26 protein-coding genes, 1 pseudogene and 2 riboswitches are annotated in these 20,227 nt (G+C 27.7%); of the genes and pseudogenes, 19 read left to right on the forward strand and 8 right to left on the reverse strand.

The window, feature by feature from the left end:
- Window position 1: 1 nt before the first annotated feature.
- The 6 genes from queC to J2Z24_RS08580 form a co-directional block, all read right to left on the reverse strand.
- On the reverse strand, window positions 2–658 hold the full coding sequence (gene queC, locus J2Z24_RS08555) for a 7-cyano-7-deazaguanine synthase QueC (RefSeq protein ID WP_035148073.1): 657 nt from the start codon (window positions 656–658) through the stop codon (window positions 2–4).
- Between the two features lie 95 nt (window positions 659–753).
- Window positions 754–1,341 carry a GTP cyclohydrolase I FolE gene (gene folE, locus J2Z24_RS08560; RefSeq protein ID WP_035148071.1) on the reverse strand — a complete coding sequence of 196 codons (588 nt, stop codon included), beginning with the start codon at window positions 1,339–1,341 and terminating at the stop codon, window positions 754–756.
- 1 nt (window position 1,342) lies between these two features.
- Complete coding sequence (gene queE / locus J2Z24_RS08565; RefSeq protein WP_035148070.1) at window positions 1,343–2,008, reverse strand: putative 7-carboxy-7-deazaguanine synthase QueE; 666 nt, start codon at window positions 2,006–2,008, stop codon at window positions 1,343–1,345.
- A 1-nt stretch (window position 2,009) separates the two neighbouring features.
- Window positions 2,010–2,441 carry a 6-carboxytetrahydropterin synthase QueD gene (queD, locus tag J2Z24_RS08570; protein ID WP_035148068.1) on the reverse strand — a complete coding sequence of 144 codons (432 nt, stop codon included), beginning with the start codon at window positions 2,439–2,441 and terminating at the stop codon, window positions 2,010–2,012.
- An 11-nt stretch (window positions 2,442–2,452) separates the two neighbouring features.
- Window positions 2,453–3,220, reverse strand: coding sequence for an acyl-CoA dehydratase activase (locus tag J2Z24_RS08575; RefSeq protein ID WP_035148067.1), 768 nt, complete (start codon window positions 3,218–3,220; stop codon window positions 2,453–2,455).
- The gene (locus tag J2Z24_RS08580) at window positions 3,214–4,218 is read right to left on the reverse strand and encodes a 2-hydroxyacyl-CoA dehydratase family protein (protein ID WP_111947519.1); all 1,005 of its coding nucleotides are present in this window, start codon (window positions 4,216–4,218) and stop codon (window positions 3,214–3,216) included. Before J2Z24_RS08580 ends, J2Z24_RS08575 begins: the two co-directional genes overlap by 7 nt.
- A gap of 284 nt (window positions 4,219–4,502) precedes the next feature.
- Here J2Z24_RS08580 and J2Z24_RS08585 point away from each other — a divergent pair, with 284 nt between their 5' ends.
- From J2Z24_RS08585 to bioA, 5 genes and pseudogenes are all read left to right on the forward strand, one after another.
- A complete protein-coding gene (locus tag J2Z24_RS08585; RefSeq protein ID WP_173680253.1) occupies window positions 4,503–4,658 on the forward strand; it encodes a hypothetical protein in 156 nt (51 codons plus the stop codon).
- 259 nt (window positions 4,659–4,917) lie between these two features.
- Window positions 4,918–5,487 carry a biotin transporter BioY gene (locus J2Z24_RS08590; RefSeq protein WP_173680254.1) on the forward strand — a complete coding sequence of 190 codons (570 nt, stop codon included), beginning with the start codon at window positions 4,918–4,920 and terminating at the stop codon, window positions 5,485–5,487.
- Window positions 5,488–5,562: 75 nt separating this feature from the next.
- Window positions 5,563–6,540, forward strand: a complete 978-nt coding sequence (gene bioB / locus J2Z24_RS08595; RefSeq protein WP_035148064.1) for a biotin synthase BioB — start codon at window positions 5,563–5,565, stop codon at window positions 6,538–6,540.
- Window positions 6,533–7,255 (forward strand): annotated as a pseudogene (gene bioD / locus J2Z24_RS08600) (dethiobiotin synthase); the annotation flags it as partial. The gene bioB and the pseudogene bioD, both read left to right, overlap by 8 nt.
- 55 nt (window positions 7,256–7,310) lie before the next feature.
- Entirely contained in the window at window positions 7,311–8,669 is a 1,359-nt protein-coding gene (gene bioA, locus J2Z24_RS08605; protein WP_035148063.1) for an adenosylmethionine--8-amino-7-oxononanoate transaminase, read from the forward strand.
- Between the two features lie 130 nt (window positions 8,670–8,799).
- On the opposite strand, the gene J2Z24_RS08610 is transcribed toward bioA, so the two are convergent.
- Window positions 8,800–9,126, reverse strand: coding sequence for a hypothetical protein (locus J2Z24_RS08610; protein WP_035148062.1), 327 nt, complete (start codon window positions 9,124–9,126; stop codon window positions 8,800–8,802).
- Between the two features lie 289 nt (window positions 9,127–9,415).
- Window positions 9,416–9,844: a carboxymuconolactone decarboxylase family protein gene (locus tag J2Z24_RS08615; protein ID WP_035148061.1), complete on the reverse strand. Its 429-nt coding sequence runs from the start codon at window positions 9,842–9,844 to the stop codon at window positions 9,416–9,418.
- Between the two features lie 146 nt (window positions 9,845–9,990).
- Between J2Z24_RS08615 and J2Z24_RS08620 the strand changes: the two genes are divergently transcribed.
- From J2Z24_RS08620 to infC, 14 genes are all read left to right on the forward strand, one after another.
- Window positions 9,991–10,434 carry an Lrp/AsnC family transcriptional regulator gene (locus tag J2Z24_RS08620; RefSeq protein ID WP_035148058.1) on the forward strand — a complete coding sequence of 148 codons (444 nt, stop codon included), beginning with the start codon at window positions 9,991–9,993 and terminating at the stop codon, window positions 10,432–10,434.
- An 18-nt stretch (window positions 10,435–10,452) separates the two neighbouring features.
- Window positions 10,453–10,932, forward strand: a complete 480-nt coding sequence (locus J2Z24_RS08625; RefSeq protein WP_035148057.1) for a PIN domain-containing protein — start codon at window positions 10,453–10,455, stop codon at window positions 10,930–10,932.
- A 94-nt stretch (window positions 10,933–11,026) separates the two neighbouring features.
- On the forward strand, window positions 11,027–11,551 hold the full coding sequence (locus J2Z24_RS08630; RefSeq protein ID WP_035148054.1) for an NUDIX domain-containing protein: 525 nt from the start codon (window positions 11,027–11,029) through the stop codon (window positions 11,549–11,551).
- A 70-nt stretch (window positions 11,552–11,621) separates the two neighbouring features.
- Window positions 11,622–11,775, forward strand: a riboswitch (Lysine riboswitch).
- 99 nt (window positions 11,776–11,874) lie between these two features.
- A riboswitch (Lysine riboswitch) is annotated at window positions 11,875–12,033 on the forward strand.
- A gap of 114 nt (window positions 12,034–12,147) precedes the next feature.
- A complete protein-coding gene (locus tag J2Z24_RS08635) occupies window positions 12,148–13,353 on the forward strand; it encodes an aspartate kinase (RefSeq protein WP_035148053.1) in 1,206 nt (401 codons plus the stop codon).
- A gap of 24 nt (window positions 13,354–13,377) precedes the next feature.
- Window positions 13,378–14,370, forward strand: a complete 993-nt coding sequence (locus tag J2Z24_RS08640; protein ID WP_035148051.1) for an aspartate-semialdehyde dehydrogenase — start codon at window positions 13,378–13,380, stop codon at window positions 14,368–14,370.
- 178 nt (window positions 14,371–14,548) lie between these two features.
- Window positions 14,549–14,872 carry a thioredoxin family protein gene (locus tag J2Z24_RS08645; protein WP_035148050.1) on the forward strand — a complete coding sequence of 108 codons (324 nt, stop codon included), beginning with the start codon at window positions 14,549–14,551 and terminating at the stop codon, window positions 14,870–14,872.
- Between the two features lie 26 nt (window positions 14,873–14,898).
- Entirely contained in the window at window positions 14,899–15,417 is a 519-nt protein-coding gene (locus J2Z24_RS08650) for a hypothetical protein (RefSeq protein WP_035148047.1), read from the forward strand.
- Window positions 15,418–15,434: 17 nt separating this feature from the next.
- A complete protein-coding gene (locus J2Z24_RS08655; protein WP_035148045.1) occupies window positions 15,435–16,040 on the forward strand; it encodes a LysE family transporter in 606 nt (201 codons plus the stop codon).
- A gap of 235 nt (window positions 16,041–16,275) precedes the next feature.
- Complete coding sequence (locus tag J2Z24_RS08660; RefSeq protein ID WP_111947518.1) at window positions 16,276–16,593, forward strand: putative heavy metal-binding protein; 318 nt, start codon at window positions 16,276–16,278, stop codon at window positions 16,591–16,593.
- Window positions 16,594–16,810: 217 nt separating this feature from the next.
- The gene (locus J2Z24_RS21630) at window positions 16,811–16,933 is read left to right on the forward strand and encodes a hypothetical protein (RefSeq protein ID WP_276512151.1); all 123 of its coding nucleotides are present in this window, start codon (window positions 16,811–16,813) and stop codon (window positions 16,931–16,933) included.
- 293 nt (window positions 16,934–17,226) lie between these two features.
- The gene (locus J2Z24_RS08665; protein WP_035148041.1) at window positions 17,227–18,546 is read left to right on the forward strand and encodes a M20/M25/M40 family metallo-hydrolase; all 1,320 of its coding nucleotides are present in this window, start codon (window positions 17,227–17,229) and stop codon (window positions 18,544–18,546) included.
- Between the two features lie 190 nt (window positions 18,547–18,736).
- Complete coding sequence (locus J2Z24_RS08670; protein ID WP_035148039.1) at window positions 18,737–18,979, forward strand: GIY-YIG nuclease family protein; 243 nt, start codon at window positions 18,737–18,739, stop codon at window positions 18,977–18,979.
- A 31-nt stretch (window positions 18,980–19,010) separates the two neighbouring features.
- On the forward strand, window positions 19,011–19,502 hold the full coding sequence (locus J2Z24_RS08675) for a prolyl-tRNA synthetase associated domain-containing protein (RefSeq protein ID WP_173680652.1): 492 nt from the start codon (window positions 19,011–19,013) through the stop codon (window positions 19,500–19,502).
- A 160-nt stretch (window positions 19,503–19,662) separates the two neighbouring features.
- On the forward strand, window positions 19,663–20,157 hold the full coding sequence (infC, locus tag J2Z24_RS08680) for a translation initiation factor IF-3 (protein ID WP_035148036.1): 495 nt from the start codon (window positions 19,663–19,665) through the stop codon (window positions 20,155–20,157).
- Window positions 20,158–20,227: the final 70 nt, after the last annotated feature.

Genomic DNA, 20,227 nt, shown 5'->3' on the forward strand with positions numbered 1-20,227 from the left:
ATTATAAGTAAGTTTTTTTAAACTCTAAATACCCATTTTTTCTTAGTTTACAAGCAGGACACTCTCCACAACCATTACCTTTTATTCCGTTATAACAGGTTAAAGTTTCTTCTTTAACTATAGGAAGTACACCTAAATCATAAGCCATTTTCCAAGTTTCTGCTTTATTAATCCACATTAAAGGAGTAATAATCTGAAATTTGTAATCCATAGCCAAGTTTAAAGTAACATTTAAAGATTTTATAAATACATCTCTACAATCGGGGTATCCACTAAAATCACTTTGAGATACACCAGTTATAATGGTATTTATTCCTCTTTGTTTTGCAAATACTGCAACAAAGGTTAAAAACAACATGTTTCTACCATCTACAAAGGAATTAGGCACACCATCTAAAGGTGCATCTTTATCCACCTTTATATCTTGTCTAGTTAATGAATTAGGTGCTAGTTGATTTAATAAATTCAAGTCTAAAATATGATGTTCTACAGTATACTTTTTACATATATCCTTTGCACACTGTAATTCTAATTTATGTTTTTGATTATAATCAAAAGATACTGCTAAAACCTCTTTATATTTTTTCTTTGCCCAAAATAAACAAGTTGTACTATCTTGGCCACCACTAAAAACTACTACTGCTTTTTCTTTATTCATTTTTACACCATCCTATATTTTATTTGTATATTATTATATACATAAACTTTCACCTTAATATTGTAAAATCAATAGATTGATTTAAAGCATTCAGGCTATCTATAAAGCATCATTAATTTATTGTTTAAAATTGCATCGCCATTAAATCTTCCTTTTAAAGTAGTTGAAATTGTTTTTGTTCCTGGTTTTTTTATACCTCTAGTTGTCATACAGCCATGTTCACCTTCTATAATCACAGCCACATCCTTTGAGTCAGTTATTTTTTGTATAATGTAAGCTATATCTGTTCCTATTCTTTCTTGGAGCTGAAGTCTTCTGCCTACCATATCAGCTATTCTTGCAATTTTACTTAATCCAATAATTTTTTTATTAGGAATGTATGCTACTGCCACTTTCATATTGTACATTAATGCTAAGTGATGTTCACAATGGCTAAATATTTCTATATCTTTCATTAATACCATATCATTTGAGTTTTCTTCTACTGATAAATCATCTTCAAAGGTTTTATTAAACATTTCTGCAATTTCATCATTGCTATAGCACATTCCCTTAAATACTTCTTCATACATTTTAGCTACACGTTTAGGTGTATCTTTAAGTCCCTCTCTATTAGGATCATCACCTAAAGCTATCAAAATACCCTTTATATGTTCTTGAATTGCTTTTACATCAATTGACATATTATACACCTCTCTTATTTGGATCCCAAATAACTTTATGAAGTTGAAGTTGAAGATTAACACCATTCATTTTGTTGTTTTTCATAAATTCTACAATGGTATCCATGTTTATTTTCTCGAATATTGGACTAATATATATATTAGTTTTATATATAAGGTTATATTTATCTATTATATGTTTAGCCTTTTCTAAGTCACCCATAGTTCCAGATACAAATTTAACTGTATCTTTTTTAGTTAAATACTTAAAGTTATTCAATTCCATTTTATCTTCCATATTACTTGAAGGAAGTTTATAATCCATAGTAAAGCTTGGTGGATTTTCTATATTAGAAAACTTATCTAATAAAACACTACCATTGGTTTCTATTTCAGTATGAAGTTCTTTATCTTTAGAGAGTACTTCTAATAATTCTAGTATCCCTTCTTGAAGAAGGGGTTCTCCACCGGTTAAGGTTACATTTCTAACTCTCGTAGATTTTATATAGTTGTATATTTTTTCACAAGTCATTAATTCATAAGAAACATCTTCTTTATTTGCCCAGGTGGTATCACAGTAGCTACAGCTTAAATTACAACCTGCAAATCTTATAAAGACTGCTAATTGTCCTGAAAGAGAACCCTCGCCATTTATACTTGTAAATTTTTCAACTACTTTAAATTGCATTTTATATTACCTCGCTTTCTTCATATACAGCGCTATTTGTAGGAGTTTCGTAAACTGTAGCTCTTTTTACGCTATATCCTTTATTCTTCATAGTTTTAAAGAAAAATGCTGCAAAGTTTTCAGCTGTTGGTCTAAAATTAACAGTAATTACTTTAAATCCATCTTCACTAATACAGCTTAAGGTTTCTGTCCTCATAGTTCCTTCTTGTATAATTAAAGCATGATCATAATAATCTACCATTTCTTTAACATCTTTTTTTAAATCACCGAAATCTATTACCATGCCGTCAAGTTGACCACCGTTTATAAGATTTTCTGATTGTATTTCAATTTCTACCTTCCATCTATGTCCATGGATATTTCCACATTTACCTTTATATCCAGCAAGAAAATGAGCACTATCGAAACTATGCTCTGATTTTAAAATATACATGTGAATTCCTCCTAAAATTCTCTTAAAATATTACTTCCATAACAACAGCATCCAATTGCTCCATTAAATTGAGGTTCTTCAATAGATACTATATTTTCATAATCTTTTTTTAAATACATTTTTATTGCTTTATTGTTAGCAACCCCACCAGTTAAAACTAAATTTTTACCTTTAAATTTACTTAAAAGAGGGTGTAGCCTTTTATATAAAGAATAATTAACACCTGCACACAATTCTTTTATAGATACACCTTCAGCTATTTTCCCAATTAATTCTGATTCAGAAAATACTGCACAAGTTGAATTTAATTCTATAGGATTTTCATAATGTGTGCTCATTTCATCTAAGGATATTTCAAGTACATTTGCCATATTTTCTAGATACCTTCCACAGGAAGCAGCACATTTTTCATTAAGTTCTAAATCGGTAGTTAATCCTTTTTCTATTTTGACAACTTTAACATCTTGTCCACCAACATCTAAAAGTATAAAATTCTTTAAACCAGTTTGATAAATTCCTCCATATACATGAGCTTTTATTTCATTTATTGGAGTAAACAGTTTTAAATCAGTATTGTTTCTTCCATAGCCTGTGGATATAGCTTTATCTACTTTTTTTATATTAAGCTTATTTAAATCTACAATAACTTTACCATCAAAGCTACAGTAATCCCTGTAAAAATTCATGGTGCTTATTTTTTTCTTTTCTATTATTTTATTATTTTCCATTAAAACAATTTTAACTTCCCTACTTCCTAAATCTATACCTAATACTAGCATTTCCTACTCTCCTTTAAATCCAATAGCATATCAAGAAAAGCTTCTAATCTAAGTTTAGTTCTTGCATCTAAAGTATTTAATTTATCTCCTTCTATATTTAATATTGGAATATCTAAATTTTGTTTTAAAACTATATCTTCTACTGCTCTATAACAGAAAGCTTGAGTATAGTGAATTAAAGCATCTAATTTTCTTTCTTTAATTTGCTTTTTTAATTCTTTAATTCTAAACTCAGTATTATAAGGATAAGTGTAGTCGTAATACTGTTCAAATATGTTTAATGATTCATTTGCCCTAGGGAAGGCAAATTCTCTTTGAACTTCGTTGTATACAAAATGAGCATTAAACTTTTCAACAAATTCATATATATTCCCGGTCATAGGAGGAACTCCTATATAGCCTAATCTAAGTTTCTTATCTATAGGTTGTCTTTTTTTTATATTATTAATAACTTTTTTAAGTTTAGCTTCAAAAGAGTTTGTATTTCCGTTAAAATCACTTAAACTTACTTGATATAGGTGATTTTCAAATCCAGTAGTTTTACTTTCTTTATATGTTAATTCGTCAATTTCTTTAGCTAACTCCCTAATTTTATTTAGTCTTTTTCTAACAGCTTCCACTTTTTCAAAAGTCACATTAAATATATTCATAAATTTTTTAATTTCGCTTTCTACATCTTCTTTTTTATGACTATGCGGAAAAGAGAATGGATAAACTTTAATTCCTTTTAATTGAAGCACTTCAATAAGTGCTTTTGTATTAGAACAGTCTCCCTCTATGACCCCAACTATTTCTTCTATGTTATTTTCTAAACATGCTCCATATATTCCCTTTATCCAAGCACATAAGCTTTTTGGGAAGCCATCTCTTTCAGCTATATCTATATATTTTAAATAATCATCAGATGTTATAAAAATATTATTTAAATCTACAGGGGTATATTCTGCAGCAATAAGAACTTCTACAGGTACTGTAGTTGTCAATCCTATTTTTTTCATTATGATTCCTCCTAATATTTTTGCAAAATAAAAAAGGGCAGAACCTGCCCTTAAACAAAAAAACTACCCTAAGCCGATAGTTACGTCCTAGTTTTGTTTATAGACAGGATGGTTACGAACTGTCTTTATCATATTTTACAGTTATATAGTTTACTATATGAGGGTTAAGAAGTCAAATCAATGTTTTGTAACAAAGGATGTCAGTATGTCTTGTATTTTTTAAAAACAGATAACCCCTTTAAATTTAAAATTTCTAATGTATAGATATATAGGAGGGATTTGAAATGAGGGTTAATAAAATAATAGAAACTAATAAACACTATGAGAATAAAAAAAGAACTGAATTTATACAAAAAAAGCAGTATACTAATGATAAAAAGATACCATTCTCTGAAGTTCTTAAGAGTATAAGGAAAAATATATATAAAAGTAGAGTTTAAATAAATTTAATTTTTATATTAATATATATTAAATATATAAAAAATTATAGATGCATTTACTATATAAAAAGTAGTAGGTGCTTTTATTTTGCCCCATTATGACTTATCACAATATAGCAATAACCTAGAGTTAATTAGCAATAACTTTATATTATTATTGTCAACTTAAAATATAAAAATGGTTTACAATATTTATACTATAGTGTATATTATTTTTAACAAGTTATATTAAATATTGAATTTTAAGGAGTGATGATTTTTGAAAATTAGAGATTTAATTTTAGTAGCTATGTTTGCAGCATTAACGGCAATAGGAGCTTTTATAAAAATTCCTATTCCATATGTTCCGTTTACTTTACAATTTTTATTTTGTGCATTTGCAGGAATGATATTGGGGGCTAGATTAGGTGCATTATCACAAATTATTTATGTTGCAATAGGTTTAGCAGGAATTCCTGTATTCACAGAAGGTGGAGGCATAGGGTATGTTTTTAAACCAACTTTTGGGTATCTTATTGGATTTATTGTTGCAGCATATGTTATTGGGAAATTTACCGAGAGAATTAAAGAACTTACAATTTTAAAAGCTTTCTTAATTATATTATCAGGTCTATTTTTTGTTTATTTATTTGGAGTTTTATATTTATATAGAATATGTAATCTGTATTTAGGGAAAAGTATGTCACTTTACACCGTAGTATTTTATGGCTTTATAGTCTGTGTTTTGGGAGATGCAGTTTTAAGCTTCATAACAGCAATTGCCTCTGCTAAAATTGTTAAAGCCATGAGAAAAATAGGACTCTGCACCTATATGCCAACGAAGGGATAACTAATAGGCATATTTAGAAAACAAATTAGATAGTGTATTGAGTTATTTTAATTAATTATATTAGGAGGAAATGCTATGGAAGTAATAACATTACTAGAAAATAAAGTATATAAAGGAAAAACTATTAATTTTAATGAAGCAGTTAAGCTTTCAGAAATACATAATAGACATATTAATGAATTGTTTAAAGCAGCAGATAGAATACGTAATAGATTTAATGATAACATAGTTAACTTATGCTCCATAATGAATGCTAAATGTGGCTCATGTTCTGAGGATTGCAGGTTTTGTGCACAATCAGCACATTATAAAACAAACATTGAAGAACATGAAATTGTATCCATGGATGAAGTCTTAGATTTAGCCAGAGAGAATCAATATTATGGTGTAAATAGATTTTCTTTAGTTACAAGTGGAAGAGGACTAAAAGGAGAGGATTTTCAAAAAATTATAAAAATATATGAGAAATTAAAGAATGAAACAAGCATGGATTTGTGTGCTTCACTAGGCATATTAGATTATGAACAGCTTTTAGTATTAAAAGAAACAGGAGTTTTAATGTATCATCATAATTTAGAAACAAGCAGAGAACACTATGAAAAAATATGTACAACTCATTCTTATGATGAAAGGATTGAAACTATAAATAATGCTAAGAAAGCTGGACTTCAAGTATGTTCTGGCGGAATCATAGGTATGGGTGAGGATATGAAGGATAGAATAAAATTAGCTATACAGCTTAGAGAATTGGAAGTTATATCTATTCCAATTAATATATTAAATCCTGTAAAAGGTACACCACTTGAAAATACGAAAAGATTAAGTCAAGAAGAGATACTGAAAACTGTAGCAATTTTTCGATTTATAAATCCAAGAGCATATATTAGATTAGCAGGGGGAAGAAATCTTATAAAAGATTTTGGAAGGGAATGTTTCAAATCAGGTGCAAATGCTACCATATCAGGTAATTATTTAACTACCTCTGGAAATAAGATTTTAGATGATATTAATATGATAAAGAAACTTGGATTTGAGGTGAAAAGAAATGACTAAAGGTATATTTATAACTGGCACAGATACTGATGTAGGAAAAACCATAGTAACTTCGGGAATTCTATATTTACTTAGATTAAAAGGATATAATGCAGCATACTTTAAAGCAGCTTTAAGTGGAGCAGAAAATAACAATGATGATTTGATGGATACAAGAATTGTCTGTCAGGTTAGCAATTTAAAAGAGGATTTTAAAAATATAACACCATATATTTTTAGAACACCAGTATCACCGCATTTAGCTGCAAAAATAGAAGGAAACAGTATAAGCAAGAAAAAAATAGTCTATAAATACAATGAATTAAAAGAGAAATATGATTATATTATAGCAGAGGGAAGTGGGGGCATTGTATGTCCATTAATAGATGATGGGAATAATCTTTATCTTTTACAGGATTTAATTAAAGATTTAAATATGAATGTGATAGTTGTAGCTAGGGCAGGACTTGGTACTATAAATCATACTATACTTACAATAAAGTACATACAAAATCTTAGCATTGAAGTAAAGGGCATAATAATAAATGGATATAAAGATAATTTGCTTTGCAATGACAATATAGAGGTTATTAAAAAGCTTACCAATGTTCCTGTTTTAGCAGTGATTCCTTATATAGATGGACTAGAAAAAAAACAGTTGAATATAAAAAATATAAGACAAGTAGTAGAAAAATACTTAAATGCAGAATACTTAATTGAATGTATGGATATTCTATCTGAATCTAATAATCACTTTATAAAATTATTTAACCATAGGATAGGAGAAGAAAATGAATAATTATATAGATAAAGATTTAAAATATATATGGCATCCTTGTTCTCAAATGAAAGACTATGAAGAATTTCCACCTAAAGTAATTGAAAGGGGAGAAGGTTGCTATTTATACGACATTGAAGGAAATAGATATTTAGATTGTATATCTTCGTGGTGGACAAATTTATTTGGACATAGTAATAAAAGGATTAATAATGCATTAAAAAAGCAAATAGATCAGATTGAGCATGTAATTTTTGCTAACTTTTCAAATAAGCCTGCTATAGAACTAGCAGAAAAGCTTGTAAAAATTACGCCAAAGAAATTAGAAAAAGTTTATTTTTCTGATAATGGTTCTTCAGCAGTAGAAATTGCACTAAAAATGAGTTTTCATTATCATCAACATAAAGGAAACAGTAAAAAAACTAGATTTATTGCTATAAGTGATGCTTATCATGGAGAAACTTTAGGAGCGTTATCTGTATGTGATTTAGATTTATATAATAAAATATATAAGCCGTTACTTTTAAATACCCTAAGGGTTAAGGGTCCAGATTGTTATAGATGCATTTATGGAAAATCCAGACAATATTGCAGTGCAGAATGTTTTGAGCACATGGAAAAGGCATTAAAGGCTAATCATGAAAATCTTTGTGGAATAATTATAGAACCTATGGTTCAAGGAGCTGCTGGCATGAAAATATATTCACTTATATATTTGAAAAAACTTAGGGAAGCATGTAATAGATATAATATACACCTTATAGCAGATGAAATAGCTGTTGGATTTGGAAGAACGGGAAAAATGTTTGCCTGTGAATACGGAGAAATAAGTCCAGATATAATGTGCCTTTCAAAAGGTATATCAGCAGGATATATGCCTATGTCAGTGATAATGGCTAGTGAGAACATATATGATGTTTTCTATGGAGAATACAAGGAACTAAAGGCTTTCTTACATAGCCATACTTATGCAGGAAATGCTATGGCTTGTGCAATTGCTCTAGAAAATCTTAAAATATTTGAAGAAGAGCATATTATAGAAAATAATAAAGAAAAAGGTGAATTAATAAAAAAGTTAACAGAGCAGTTATCTAAGGATCATCCCTATGTTGGGGAAGTAAGAAGTATAGGAATGATTACTGCCATAGAATTAGTAAAAGATAAAAAAACAAAGGAGAGCTTTTATTGGCAAGAAAGAGTTGGATATGAAATTTATAAAATAGCCTTAAAGAAAGGGCTATTACTAAGACCCATTGGAAATGTGTTATATTTTATTCCTCCATATGTAATAAACAAAAATGATATAGAATTTATGGTAAATACATGTTTTGAAAGTATTAATGAATATTTTCACAGATATATAAATTTATAGAACAATAAAAATGAGACAAAAGAATAGTTAATATATTTAAAATATGAAACGTTATTATATGCTGATATATAATATTTATAAATAAAATGATTATATCAGCATATAACTATTTCAATAATAAAACTTTAGATTATTTAAATCCTTTAATTTTACCCTTTAACGCCTTTATACGATCATTTACATAGTTCATTAATTTGCCTTCATCGTTTCTTATATCAGAAGGAGCTTTTGAAACTATAGAACTAATGTCTAATACATTCCAGTTTATTTTTTCAGCAATACTATAAGTTAACAATCTATTTTTTACATTCCAATAGGTATCATTAAACTCATCTACTTGCTTTTTAGTATAATAACCTTTTTCAATACCAAATTGAAATAAGTCTGCTGCGGATTCTAATTCTTCTAAATCCGTAACTTCTAAAGTTTCGCTAATAAGATCTTGAAAAGTTTTCATTAAAGCACCTCTCTTTGGTAAGATATTAATATTTTGAACTTATATTGCAGTTCATATACTAGATCATATTCACATAAATAGAAAATAAAAGAACATTTATATATTTTAAATCTAGTTTTTGAAACAAACTTCAAAGAATAAGCCAGGTTTTATTTTAATACCTTAATGAGAAAATGTAAATAATTAATTTCATTTTATTAATATTAATCGTAAAAAATATTAATTCTAATAATAAACTAAGGAACTAATGCATCAATAAATGGGACTATATAAAAATAAAATTATAGTTTTATATTTTTTTTATAGAACAACTTGGAGTAAGATTGAGTAAAACACTAAAGTTTTGACAAGCACTGATAAAGCATATGAAGGCACACAATTCCGAAATTTCTTCTGAGGTAAATTCTCGTTTAATAGAGTGAAAAACACTATCTTCAATATTATAATTATTTTTGCATACTGTTTTTGCAAAGGAAACAGCAATAGATGTTCTAGTGTCAGTATGATAATGTGAAGGCATTCCTTTAGCCATACAATAAGAACAACCATTTAGAAAAGCTAATGTCCGTCTAATCTCTTCTTTGAGTTCAGTGGTAAAAGTAGAGGATGTAAATAAAGTATCTTCTAGCATTGTCCATGCATTTAAAATGGTTTTATTATGACCTAATAATTGTTGAAACGGTGTATTGCCCAATTTTGATAAATTTAATCTTGCCATTATTACCCTCCTATCTTATTATTAATGTAATGTATTAAAGGTATAATTAATTATAAAATATAGATTGACAAAAATGTATTTCAAATGAAACATAATGCACTGAAATATATAGTGAATAACATAAAAATAGGAGGAAATACTTATAAATGAAAATAGATGAGATTGATATAAAAATTTTATCTGAGCTTCAAAATAATAGTAGATTATCAATTAGAGAATTATCAAAGAGAATAAATTTATCACCACCATCTGTTACAGAAAGAGTTAGAAGACTTGAGGAAAGTGGAGTGATTGAAAACTATACTATAAAAATAAATAAAAAGAAATTAGGATTTCTTATTGATTGCTTAATTAAGGTTACTATGAGAAATGGAGAATATGAAAGGTTCAGGGAATTCATAATAGACTATCCTAGAAGTGAGTTTTGCTATAGAATTGCAGGGGATGCATGTTATATAGTAAAATTATCTGTTATATCTTTAGATGAGATAGAAAAATTTATTAATGAAATAGCCCCATATACTATCACTACCACTATGATTGCTTTTTCAGAGGTGAATGTAAAGGACAATATTAGTAAATTTATATAACTGAGGAGATAATAAAATATGCTTAACAAAAAATATCTTTTAGACTCAAATATAGTTATAAAAATTTGGAGTCAATATCCAGATGTTTTTAATTTATTAGAAAAACATCCTAATATAGATTTTAAAATATCTCATAATGTAGCTGAAGAATTGAGTAAAAAAGAATTCACAGAATATAAAGGCACACCAGTACTTACAAGTAAATTTTTAGAATTGTTAAATCATGTAACTGAAAATGATTTATGTGATTTTTCAAAAGACAGTAAATTTAATGAATATGTAAAATATGATTATAAGGAAAACATATATTTAATATGTGGTAACAAACTTTCAGAAATTGATTATAATCTTATTTGTATTTGTGAAAAATATAGTGATTATATATTAGTTACAGAAGATAAAAAATTGTTAAGTAGTGCAAAAATCATATTAGGTTATTCAAGAGTAGTTAACTTTGAATTATTTATAGAAGATTTGAGAAAATTTAATATATTATAAAATGAGAAATTGTATATTATTATGGTAAAATATGTAGTAACCATATTTATTATGTAATGAAAGTTTAATTTGCTTAAGAGGAGGTAAGAGCATAATGGATTTAATAAAAGAAATTTATGACAAAGATATTGGTATAAACACTAATAATGAAGATACAAGCTATAAAATCAGAAAAGCTGCAAGAACAATACTTTTTGACCATTGGAATAAAATAGCCATATTATATGTATCGAAGAATAACTATCACAAACTGCCAGGGGGAGGCATAGAACTAGGAGAAAGTACAGATAAAGCATTAAGAAGAGAAGTTAAAGAAGAAGTTGGCGCAGATATAGAAGTTTTAGGAGAAATAGGAGCCATATTAGAATATAGAAATGAGTTTAAACAGTTACAAATATCTTATTGCTATTATTCAAAAGTATTAGGAGAAATTAAAAAACCAAATTATACAGAAGAAGAAATTAAAGATGGATTTAAATTAAAATGGATGAACATAGATGAAGCCATTGGTATTTTAGAAAAAGATGAGCCAGATAATTATATGGGGAAATTTATTAAAGAAAGAGATAAATTATTTTTAATAAATGCTAAAAAAATTATAGGCATAAAAAATAGTTGACTTAATGGAAATTATCTGATAAACTGTTAAACATAATATAGGTGTTAAAAAGTAAATAAGCATATAAACAACATGATATAGAGGCCGCAGTTGTCAATAGTAATGTTATTTTACATGAAAGGGGCAATTGCCGAAACACAGGTTATGTGTTGGGATTATACCAAATAGGTATGGTACTGTCTTTAGAAAATTGCCCGATTTTCTAAAGGGGTGCTTGTTATGTTGGGGCAAAAGGTTTTGTTAGTATATAACAGTCATGAGTCCTTTTGCTCATGGCTATTTTTGTTTTGAGATTATTTGTTAAATTGAATAAATTATTAGCAACGTGATATAGAGGCCGCAATTCTCATTAGTATTAAATGTTTGTTCATTTAGGAAAGGGAAAATTGCCGAAACACAAGATATGTGTTGGGACTATACTGAATAAGTATGGTACTGTCTTCAAGGAATTGCCCAATTTTTTGAAGGAGTGCTTGTCATGTTGGGGCAAAAGGTTTTGTTAGTGTATAACAGTCATAAGTACCTTTTGCTTATGACTGTTTTTTTAATATTAAAAATAAAATGAATATTGAAAATATATAAAGGAGGGTATTTATTTGTCTATTATAGTTCAAAAATATGGTGGTTCATCAGTAGCAACAGTAGATAAGATAAAGGCTATTGCAGAAAAAGTAGTAGATAGAAAGAAAAACGGTCATGATATGGTAGTGGTAGTTTCAGCTATGGGAAAAACTACAGACAAGCTTATATCAATGGCAAAAGAAATTTCTTTAAATCCAAATAAAAGAGAATTAGACATGCTTATGTCTACAGGAGAACAGATATCAATTGCATTGTTATCAATGGCATTTGAAGAACTTGGTTATCCATCAGTATCATTAACAGGATTTCAAGCAGGAATAAAAACAGAGGGTATTCACACTAAAAATCGTATATCTGAAATACATATAGACAATGTAAAGAAACATTTAGACGAAAATAAAATAGTAGTAGTAGCAGGCTTTCAAGGAATAAATGAAACTGGAGATATAACTACTTTGGGAAGAGGAGGATCTGATACTACTGCAGTAGCACTAGCTGCAAAGCTTAATTGCACCTGCGAGATTTATACGGATGTGGATGGGATATATGGTATTGATCCAAGAATATATCCTAATGCTAAAAAATTAGATTTCATAAGTTATCAAGAAATGATGGAAATGGCAAGTTTAGGTGCTGGTGTTATGGAAACAAGAGCTGTTGAGCTAGGATATAAATACAATATTCCTATTTATGTAGCATCAAGTTACGAAGAAAAATTAGGAACTTATATAAAGGAGTATGATAAAACTATGGAAGAAAAATTAATTACTGGTCTTACAATTAGTGATGATGTATTAATGGTTACAGTTAATAATGTACCTTGTGGAGCTAAAAATATAGCGGTAATATTTGAAAAATTGGCAAAACATAATGTTAATATTGATATGATAAGTCAAACAGCACCATTGGATGGCAAAATAAATGTATCATTTACTGCATCTATGGAAGATATATTTACTATTGATGATATAGCTAAAGAACTAGAAGAAGAAATCAATGGTATAGAAATATCTAAGGCTTCAAATATAACAAAAATATCAGTTGTGGGAATAGGTATGATGAAGCAGTCTGGAGTTGCTGCTAAAGTATTTAGTATATTTTCAGATAATAACATAGAATTTAAACAGGTAACTACTTCTGAAATAAGTATATCTTATACTATAGATGCAGAAGATAAGCAAAAAGCAGCAACTATATTAGCGAAAGAATTAAATTTATAAATAATTTTTAGGAGGTATATATATATGAATTATAATGTTGCAGTAGTAGGATGTACAGGAATGGTAGGAAGAAAGTTCCTAGAAATACTGGAAGAAAGAAATTTTCCAATAAATGAGTTATATTTATTTGCTTCAGCAAAATCTGCAGGTAAAGAGTTACAATTTAAAAGATCAAATTATATTGTAGAAGAGTTAAAAGAAGAAAATATAAAGGATAAGAAAATAGATTTTGCACTATTTTCAGCCGGTGGAAATGTTAGTTTAGAATTTGCACCTATATTTGCAAGATATGGTGCTGTAGTTATTGATAATAGTAGTGCTTGGAGAATGGATCCAGAAGTACCACTTGTAGTTCCAGAAGTTAATCCAGAAGATATAAAATCACATAAAGGAATAATAGCCAATCCAAACTGTTCTACAATACAAGCAGTAGTAGCCTTAAAACCTCTACATGATAAGTATGGAATAAAAAGAATTGTTTATTCTACATATCAAGCTGTGTCAGGAGCAGGAATGGAAGGATATAATGATCTTTTAGAAGGAAACAAGGGAATGCCCCCAAGAAAATTTCCTTATACAATATCCGGAAATGTAATTCCTCATATAGATTCTTTTTTAGAAAATGGATATACAAAAGAAGAAATGAAAATGGTTAATGAAACAAGAAAGATACTACGTGATGATAAATTAAAGATTACAGCAACTACTGTTAGAGTTCCAGTATATAATTCACATAGTGAAAGTATAAATGTGGAATTAAACAATAACTTTGAAATAAATGATGTATTTGAAATGTTTAAAAATTCTAAAGGAATTGTTATAAAAGACGATGTAGAACATTTGGTTTATCCTATGCCTATTCAAGCATCAGGACATGATGAAGTTTATGTGGGTAGAATAAGAAGAGATTTTAGTTTAGATAATGGATTAAATATATGGGTAGTTGCTGATAACATAAGAAAAGGAGCAGCTCTTAATGCTATACAAATAGCAGAATATATAATAAACAATAAATAATAAATAACAAGCAATAAATAACAAGCAATAAATAATAAGCAATAAATAATAAGCAATAAATAATAAAGAATAAATTTTGAAAATTTATTCTTTATTATTTTTTAGTGTTTTCCTTTAATATCATATAGTTTACATAAAATAATAATTTAGGTAAAATAGAATGTGAAAGGAGTATATAATGAAAATCTTAAATTCAGTAGAAAATATTGATACATTTATAAAAGAAAATAGATTTAGTATAATATATTTTTCTTCAAACAGTTGTGGTGTATGTATTGGACTTTTACCTAAGATTCAACAATTACTTAAAGCATATCCTAGAATTAATTATGCTAAAGTAGAAGTTGATAAAGCTAAGGAAGCTGCTGCCAAATTTAGTGTGTTTACATTGCCTTGTATTATTGGTTTTATAGATGAAACAGAAATAATACGAGAAGCTAGATTTATAAGTATAATTGAGTTAGAGAAAAAGATTAAAAGATACTATGAGTTAATGGAATAAGTGCAGAAATGGAGTGAGATTTATACATGACTGGAGATAAAATAATATTTATATTAGCAGCAGTGGTTGCGTTATCTATTATAATATGTATAGTAAAAAAGGTGGCAAAACTTGTTATATTTGTTTTGGTTTTATTTTTAGCATTTACTTTGGTAAAAGGATTTATGACAGGAAAAAGCCCAGAAGATATGGTAAATGCTACAAAAGTTGATGCTATTTATACAAAACAATTATATAATTACACAGAAAAAGTTAAAAACGCTGTACAAAGTAGTTTGAATGCCCTAGATGAAAAATCTTTACCTAAACTTAAGGAAGAAAATGAAAAGTTACATACATATTTAAATGAAGTAATTAAATTACCTCATGGAGAAGAATTAAATACAATTCACAATAAATACTGTGACTATCTAAAGGGTATAGTATCCTCTTCGGATAACACTATAGCTGCAGGAAACTTTACAGAGAGCACTACAAAACAAATAGAACAAGCTAAGGAAAAGTTAAATAATTATTTAGATTATTTGGTTAATGTTGCAAAGTAATATAGTGAGGTGATAAAGTGCTTTTAAAAGGCTTTAAATTTGGTATGCTTTTACAGCTAGCAGTAGGCCCAGTATGTATTTTTATATTTCAAATAGCAACATTAAATGGATTTTATATAGCAGAAAAAGGAGTGTTTGGGGTAGTAATTGTTGATAGTCTTTTTATATTAGGAGCTATCCTTGGGATTGCAAAGATTATTGAGAAAGATAATGTAAAATTAGGACTAAAAATATTTGGAGCTTCTATATTATTTATCTTTGGCTTTAGTATTATTCTTGGAGTGTTTAATATTAAGTTAATTCCAAATTTAAGTATGATGAATTCTTACAATACAAATAGCTCCTTTATGAAGGGAGTGCTTCTTACTATTTCTAATCCGCTTACCATAATATTTTGGGCGGGAGTATTTTCATCGAAAATCGTAAATGAAAACATGAAGCGTAAAGATATATATGTTTTTGGAGCTGGAGCAGTTCTTTCTACGTTATCTTTTTTAACTTTAATTGCAGTTACAGGAAGTTTTACTAAAACATTTTTGTCAGTTCAAGCAATGAATATTTTAAATATAATAGTAGGAGCTTTGTTGATTTACTTTAGTATGAAGATGATTAGAAAAAATTAATATTGGCTGAGTTAAAATAAAAACATAGTTACAATATATTATCTTAACATATTGTAACTATGTTTTTATTTATAAAATACACATTTAATTGCAATATGTAACATATTTTAATGATTAATACTTTGGCTAGATAATAAGAAGAAATGTTAAGAAAAAGTTAAGGTATGATGTTTGTAAGATAATTTATAATATATATATAGATTGATTTAAGAATATAAAATGAGGAGGAATATAAATGATAGTGACAACAACACCTATGGTAGAAGGAAGAAGGGTAATTGAATATAAGGGAATTATATTTGGAGAAGTAGTTTCTGGTGTAAACTTTGTAAAAGATTTTGCAGCTGGATTAACTAATTTTTTTGGAGGTCGTTCAGGATCTTATGAAGGAGAACTTATTCAAGCTAGAGAAGAAGCCTTAAAAGAAATGGAAAAGAGAGCATCGGCTATTGGAGCTAATGCAGTTATAGGTGTAGATATAGATTATGAAGTTTTAGGTCAGGGAAATATGCTTATGGTTACAGCATCTGGTACGGCTGTAGTAATTGAATAATTTTAACTAAACTAAAATGTAAAGTCTAGAATTTTTAGATAAAATTCTAGACTTATTTTTATTATTAATTATATTATCTCTAGTATTGCTTTAGAAGTGTAACATTTCTTATCTACTTTATAAATAATATGTGGAGTTGAGAATGGCAGCTATAGGATAAATAATTTCCAGGTAACTATTTACAATTACGTTCTACAACTGTAGAGGCGGGTGAAAAATGAATAAATATCCAAAAATATCTGACGCTGAATGGGAAGTAATGAAAGCCATTTCAGATATTTTTCAATGGGTAGTAGTATCTTCATCTATGTGGACTGTATTAATATTTATAATCTTATAATAAAAAAGGTAATTAAAAAATCATATAGGTATTAATGTTCATTGTACTTTAGGAATGGTTAAATATAAATCACAAATTGAAAGGAGATAAGAATTGAAAGAAAAGAAAATATGGTTATACAACAGTCAAATGATTCTTAGCTTTATTTATAAATTTAAAATGGAGTGATATTAATTTTCTCTATAATGTAATAAATATAAAAAGCGGAAATATAAATAATAGTAGAATTCTAGACTAACAACAGCTTAATATTTTAAAACATAAACTTTTTAATAAAGAAAGGAAGATGTTAAATGATGGACATTATAGAAAAAATTAAAGAGCTAAGTGAAGAATTTAAACCTGATGTTATAAAGTTTGCACAAAAATTAATAAAGACTCCAAGTATAAGTGGTAATGAAAAAGAATTATCAGATTTATTATTAGAAGAGATGAAAAAACTTGGATATAACGATTATTTTAGAGATGATATGGGAAATGTAGTTGGAATAGTCAGAGGAACAGAAGAAGGACCTACGATTATGTATAATGCACATATGGATCATGTAAGTCCAGGAGATATAAATAATTGGGAAGGATATAATCCTTATGGTGGAGAAATTGATGTATGTGAAGTTGATAATCAAGAAAAAACTGCAAAAGAAATAGTAGAATGCATTCATGGAAGAGGCGCATCTGATGTTAAGGCAGGAGAGGCTGTTCAAATATATTCAGGTGGCATACTGGTAAAACTAAAAAAACTTGGATATAAATTTAAAGGCAATTATATGTTTACAGGAGTGGTACAAGAAGAACCAGCAGAAATGGTTGGAATGATACATTTAGTAGATAAAACTTTGTCAAAGAGAGGACTTTCATATGATGCCATGGTATCCTGTGAAGCGACCTCACTTAAATTATACTGTGGACATAGAGGTAGAGTAGAATTGTTATCTACAGTATATGGAAGAACCTCACATGGCAGTGCTCCTTGGCTTGGAATTAATTCTATATATAAAGCTATCCCTTTAATAAGCAAAATAAAAGATGAATTATATCCTTCTTTACCTAAGGATGATGAATTAGGTAAAGCTTCCATCTCGTTAAATATAATAGAATGTTCTCCAGGAGCTTTATCTATAGTTCCAGATAAATGTATGCTTTCTATTGATAGACGTACTATACCAGGAGAAACGGCTGAAACAGCTCTAGAAGAGATTAAAAATATAATATATGAAATAAAAAAAGATGATCCAGAATTTAAAGCAGATGTAAAAGTTAAAACAGCTTTAGAAAAGTCATATAGAGGACTAGAATATAGAGCGGCAAAGGATATGAATCCATGGAAAATAGGACAGGATCATCCATTTGTGAAGGCTGCGGCAAAAGGACTAGAGAGTTTAGGACAAACAGTTAAATATGGATATTGGGATTTTGGAACTGATTCAAGCAAGACAGCAGGTATAGATAGAAAACCAACTATAGGATATTCTCCTATGCAAGAACAATATGCTCATACACCTTATGATAAGGTACGTACAGATTATATGGAAAAAGCTTTAGCTGGAAATGTAGCTATATTTTTAAATGTAACAGAAAGTAAAGAAGATGTTTTTCAACAACTTAAATGGTAAAATTATTTTAATAATATAATTATATGATGAAGATACATAAAGAAAATTTTTTATGTATCTTCAAATTTTTAAATATTAATATTATTAAATTTTTTGATATTTTAAAGAAAATATGGCATTATTATAATATAAAATAGAGGAATAAATATGGAAAGTACATATATATATATATTAAAAGAGGTTAGCTTGTATGTGTTATGTTTATATTTTAGAATGTTCAGATAAGACTTTATATACTGGATGGACCAATAATTTAAAAAAAAGAATAGAGACTCATTCTAAAGGAAAGGGTGCAAAGTATACAAGGTGTAGATTACCTGTAAAATTGATATATTATGAGAAATTTGAAAATAAAATTTTGGCACAGAGAAGAGAATATAATATAAAACAAATGAAGAGAAAGGAAAAATTGCAATTAATAGAAATGGGATAAAAAATCTTATGGATGAAAGGTGAAAAATATGTTGTTAGAAAATGAACAAAAAGTATATGCGGTATTAAAAGAATTAAAAATTCCTTTTAAGAAATATGAACATAATCAAATTTTTACCATTGAAGAAGCAAATAAATTAGAAATTAATATTGAAGGACAGCATTGTAAAAATTTATTTTTGCGTAATAGAAAGGGAAACAAGCATTATCTTGTTATTGTAGACGAATGGAAGAAAGTTGATTTAAAAGCACTGTCTAAAAACATAGGAACTGCAAGTTTAAGCTTTGCGTCAGAAGAAAGATTATATAGTTATTTAGGAGTTAACCCAGGATCCTTTACTCCATTTGGGCTAATAAATGATATTAAAAAAGAAGTAGAAGTTATATTGGATAAGGATATAAAAAAATTAAAAAATATTAGTTTTCATCCTAATGTGAATACAGCAACAATTACAATATCATATGAAGACTTTGAAAGATATCTTCAATGGTGTGAAAATAAAATTTATTATATTGATATTTAGAAATTATGAGCATATCTATGAAAAATATTGTTTATAATACCTAAATTTTTGACATTTTTTTTTACAACAGAATATAAATGATGCAATTTGTTAATTAATAAGGTATACTAATATTATAAATTCAAAATTTTGGAGGTGTTGTATTATTAATAACGATTATATGCTAAATGAAGGTATTAGAGAAAAAGAAATTAGATTAGTTGGAGAAGGACAGTCTCAAGTAATAAGTACTAAAGATGCTTTAAATATGGCTATAGAAAGGGATTTAGATTTAGTGATGATTTCCCCAGGAGCTAAGCCACCTGTATGTAAAATTATGGATTATAATAAGTTCCTCTATGAAAAAACAAAAAAGCAAAAGGAAAATAAGAAAAAGCAAAAAGTTGTTGATGTAAAAGAAATAAGGCTGAGTGCTACTATTGAGGAACATGATATAGAAGTTAAAGCTAATCATGCTAAGAAATTTTTGGCTAATGAAAACAAAGTTAAAGTATCTATAAGATTTAGAGGAAGACAAAATAATTATACTAACGTGGGAACTAAGATCTTTGAAGTATTTCTTTCTAAAGTAGGAGATATGGCAGCAGTAGAAAAATCAGCAAGATTAGAAGGAAATAATATGGTTATGATTTTAGCACCTAAAAAAGTAATATGATTTATGAGGAAAAGATAGGTTATAATTAAACCTATCTTTTATTATATTTAATATAAAATTACATTATTTG

The organism is Clostridium tetanomorphum (assembly GCF_017873215.1).
Classification (GTDB): domain Bacteria; phylum Bacillota; class Clostridia; order Clostridiales; family Clostridiaceae; genus Clostridium_AO; species Clostridium_AO tetanomorphum.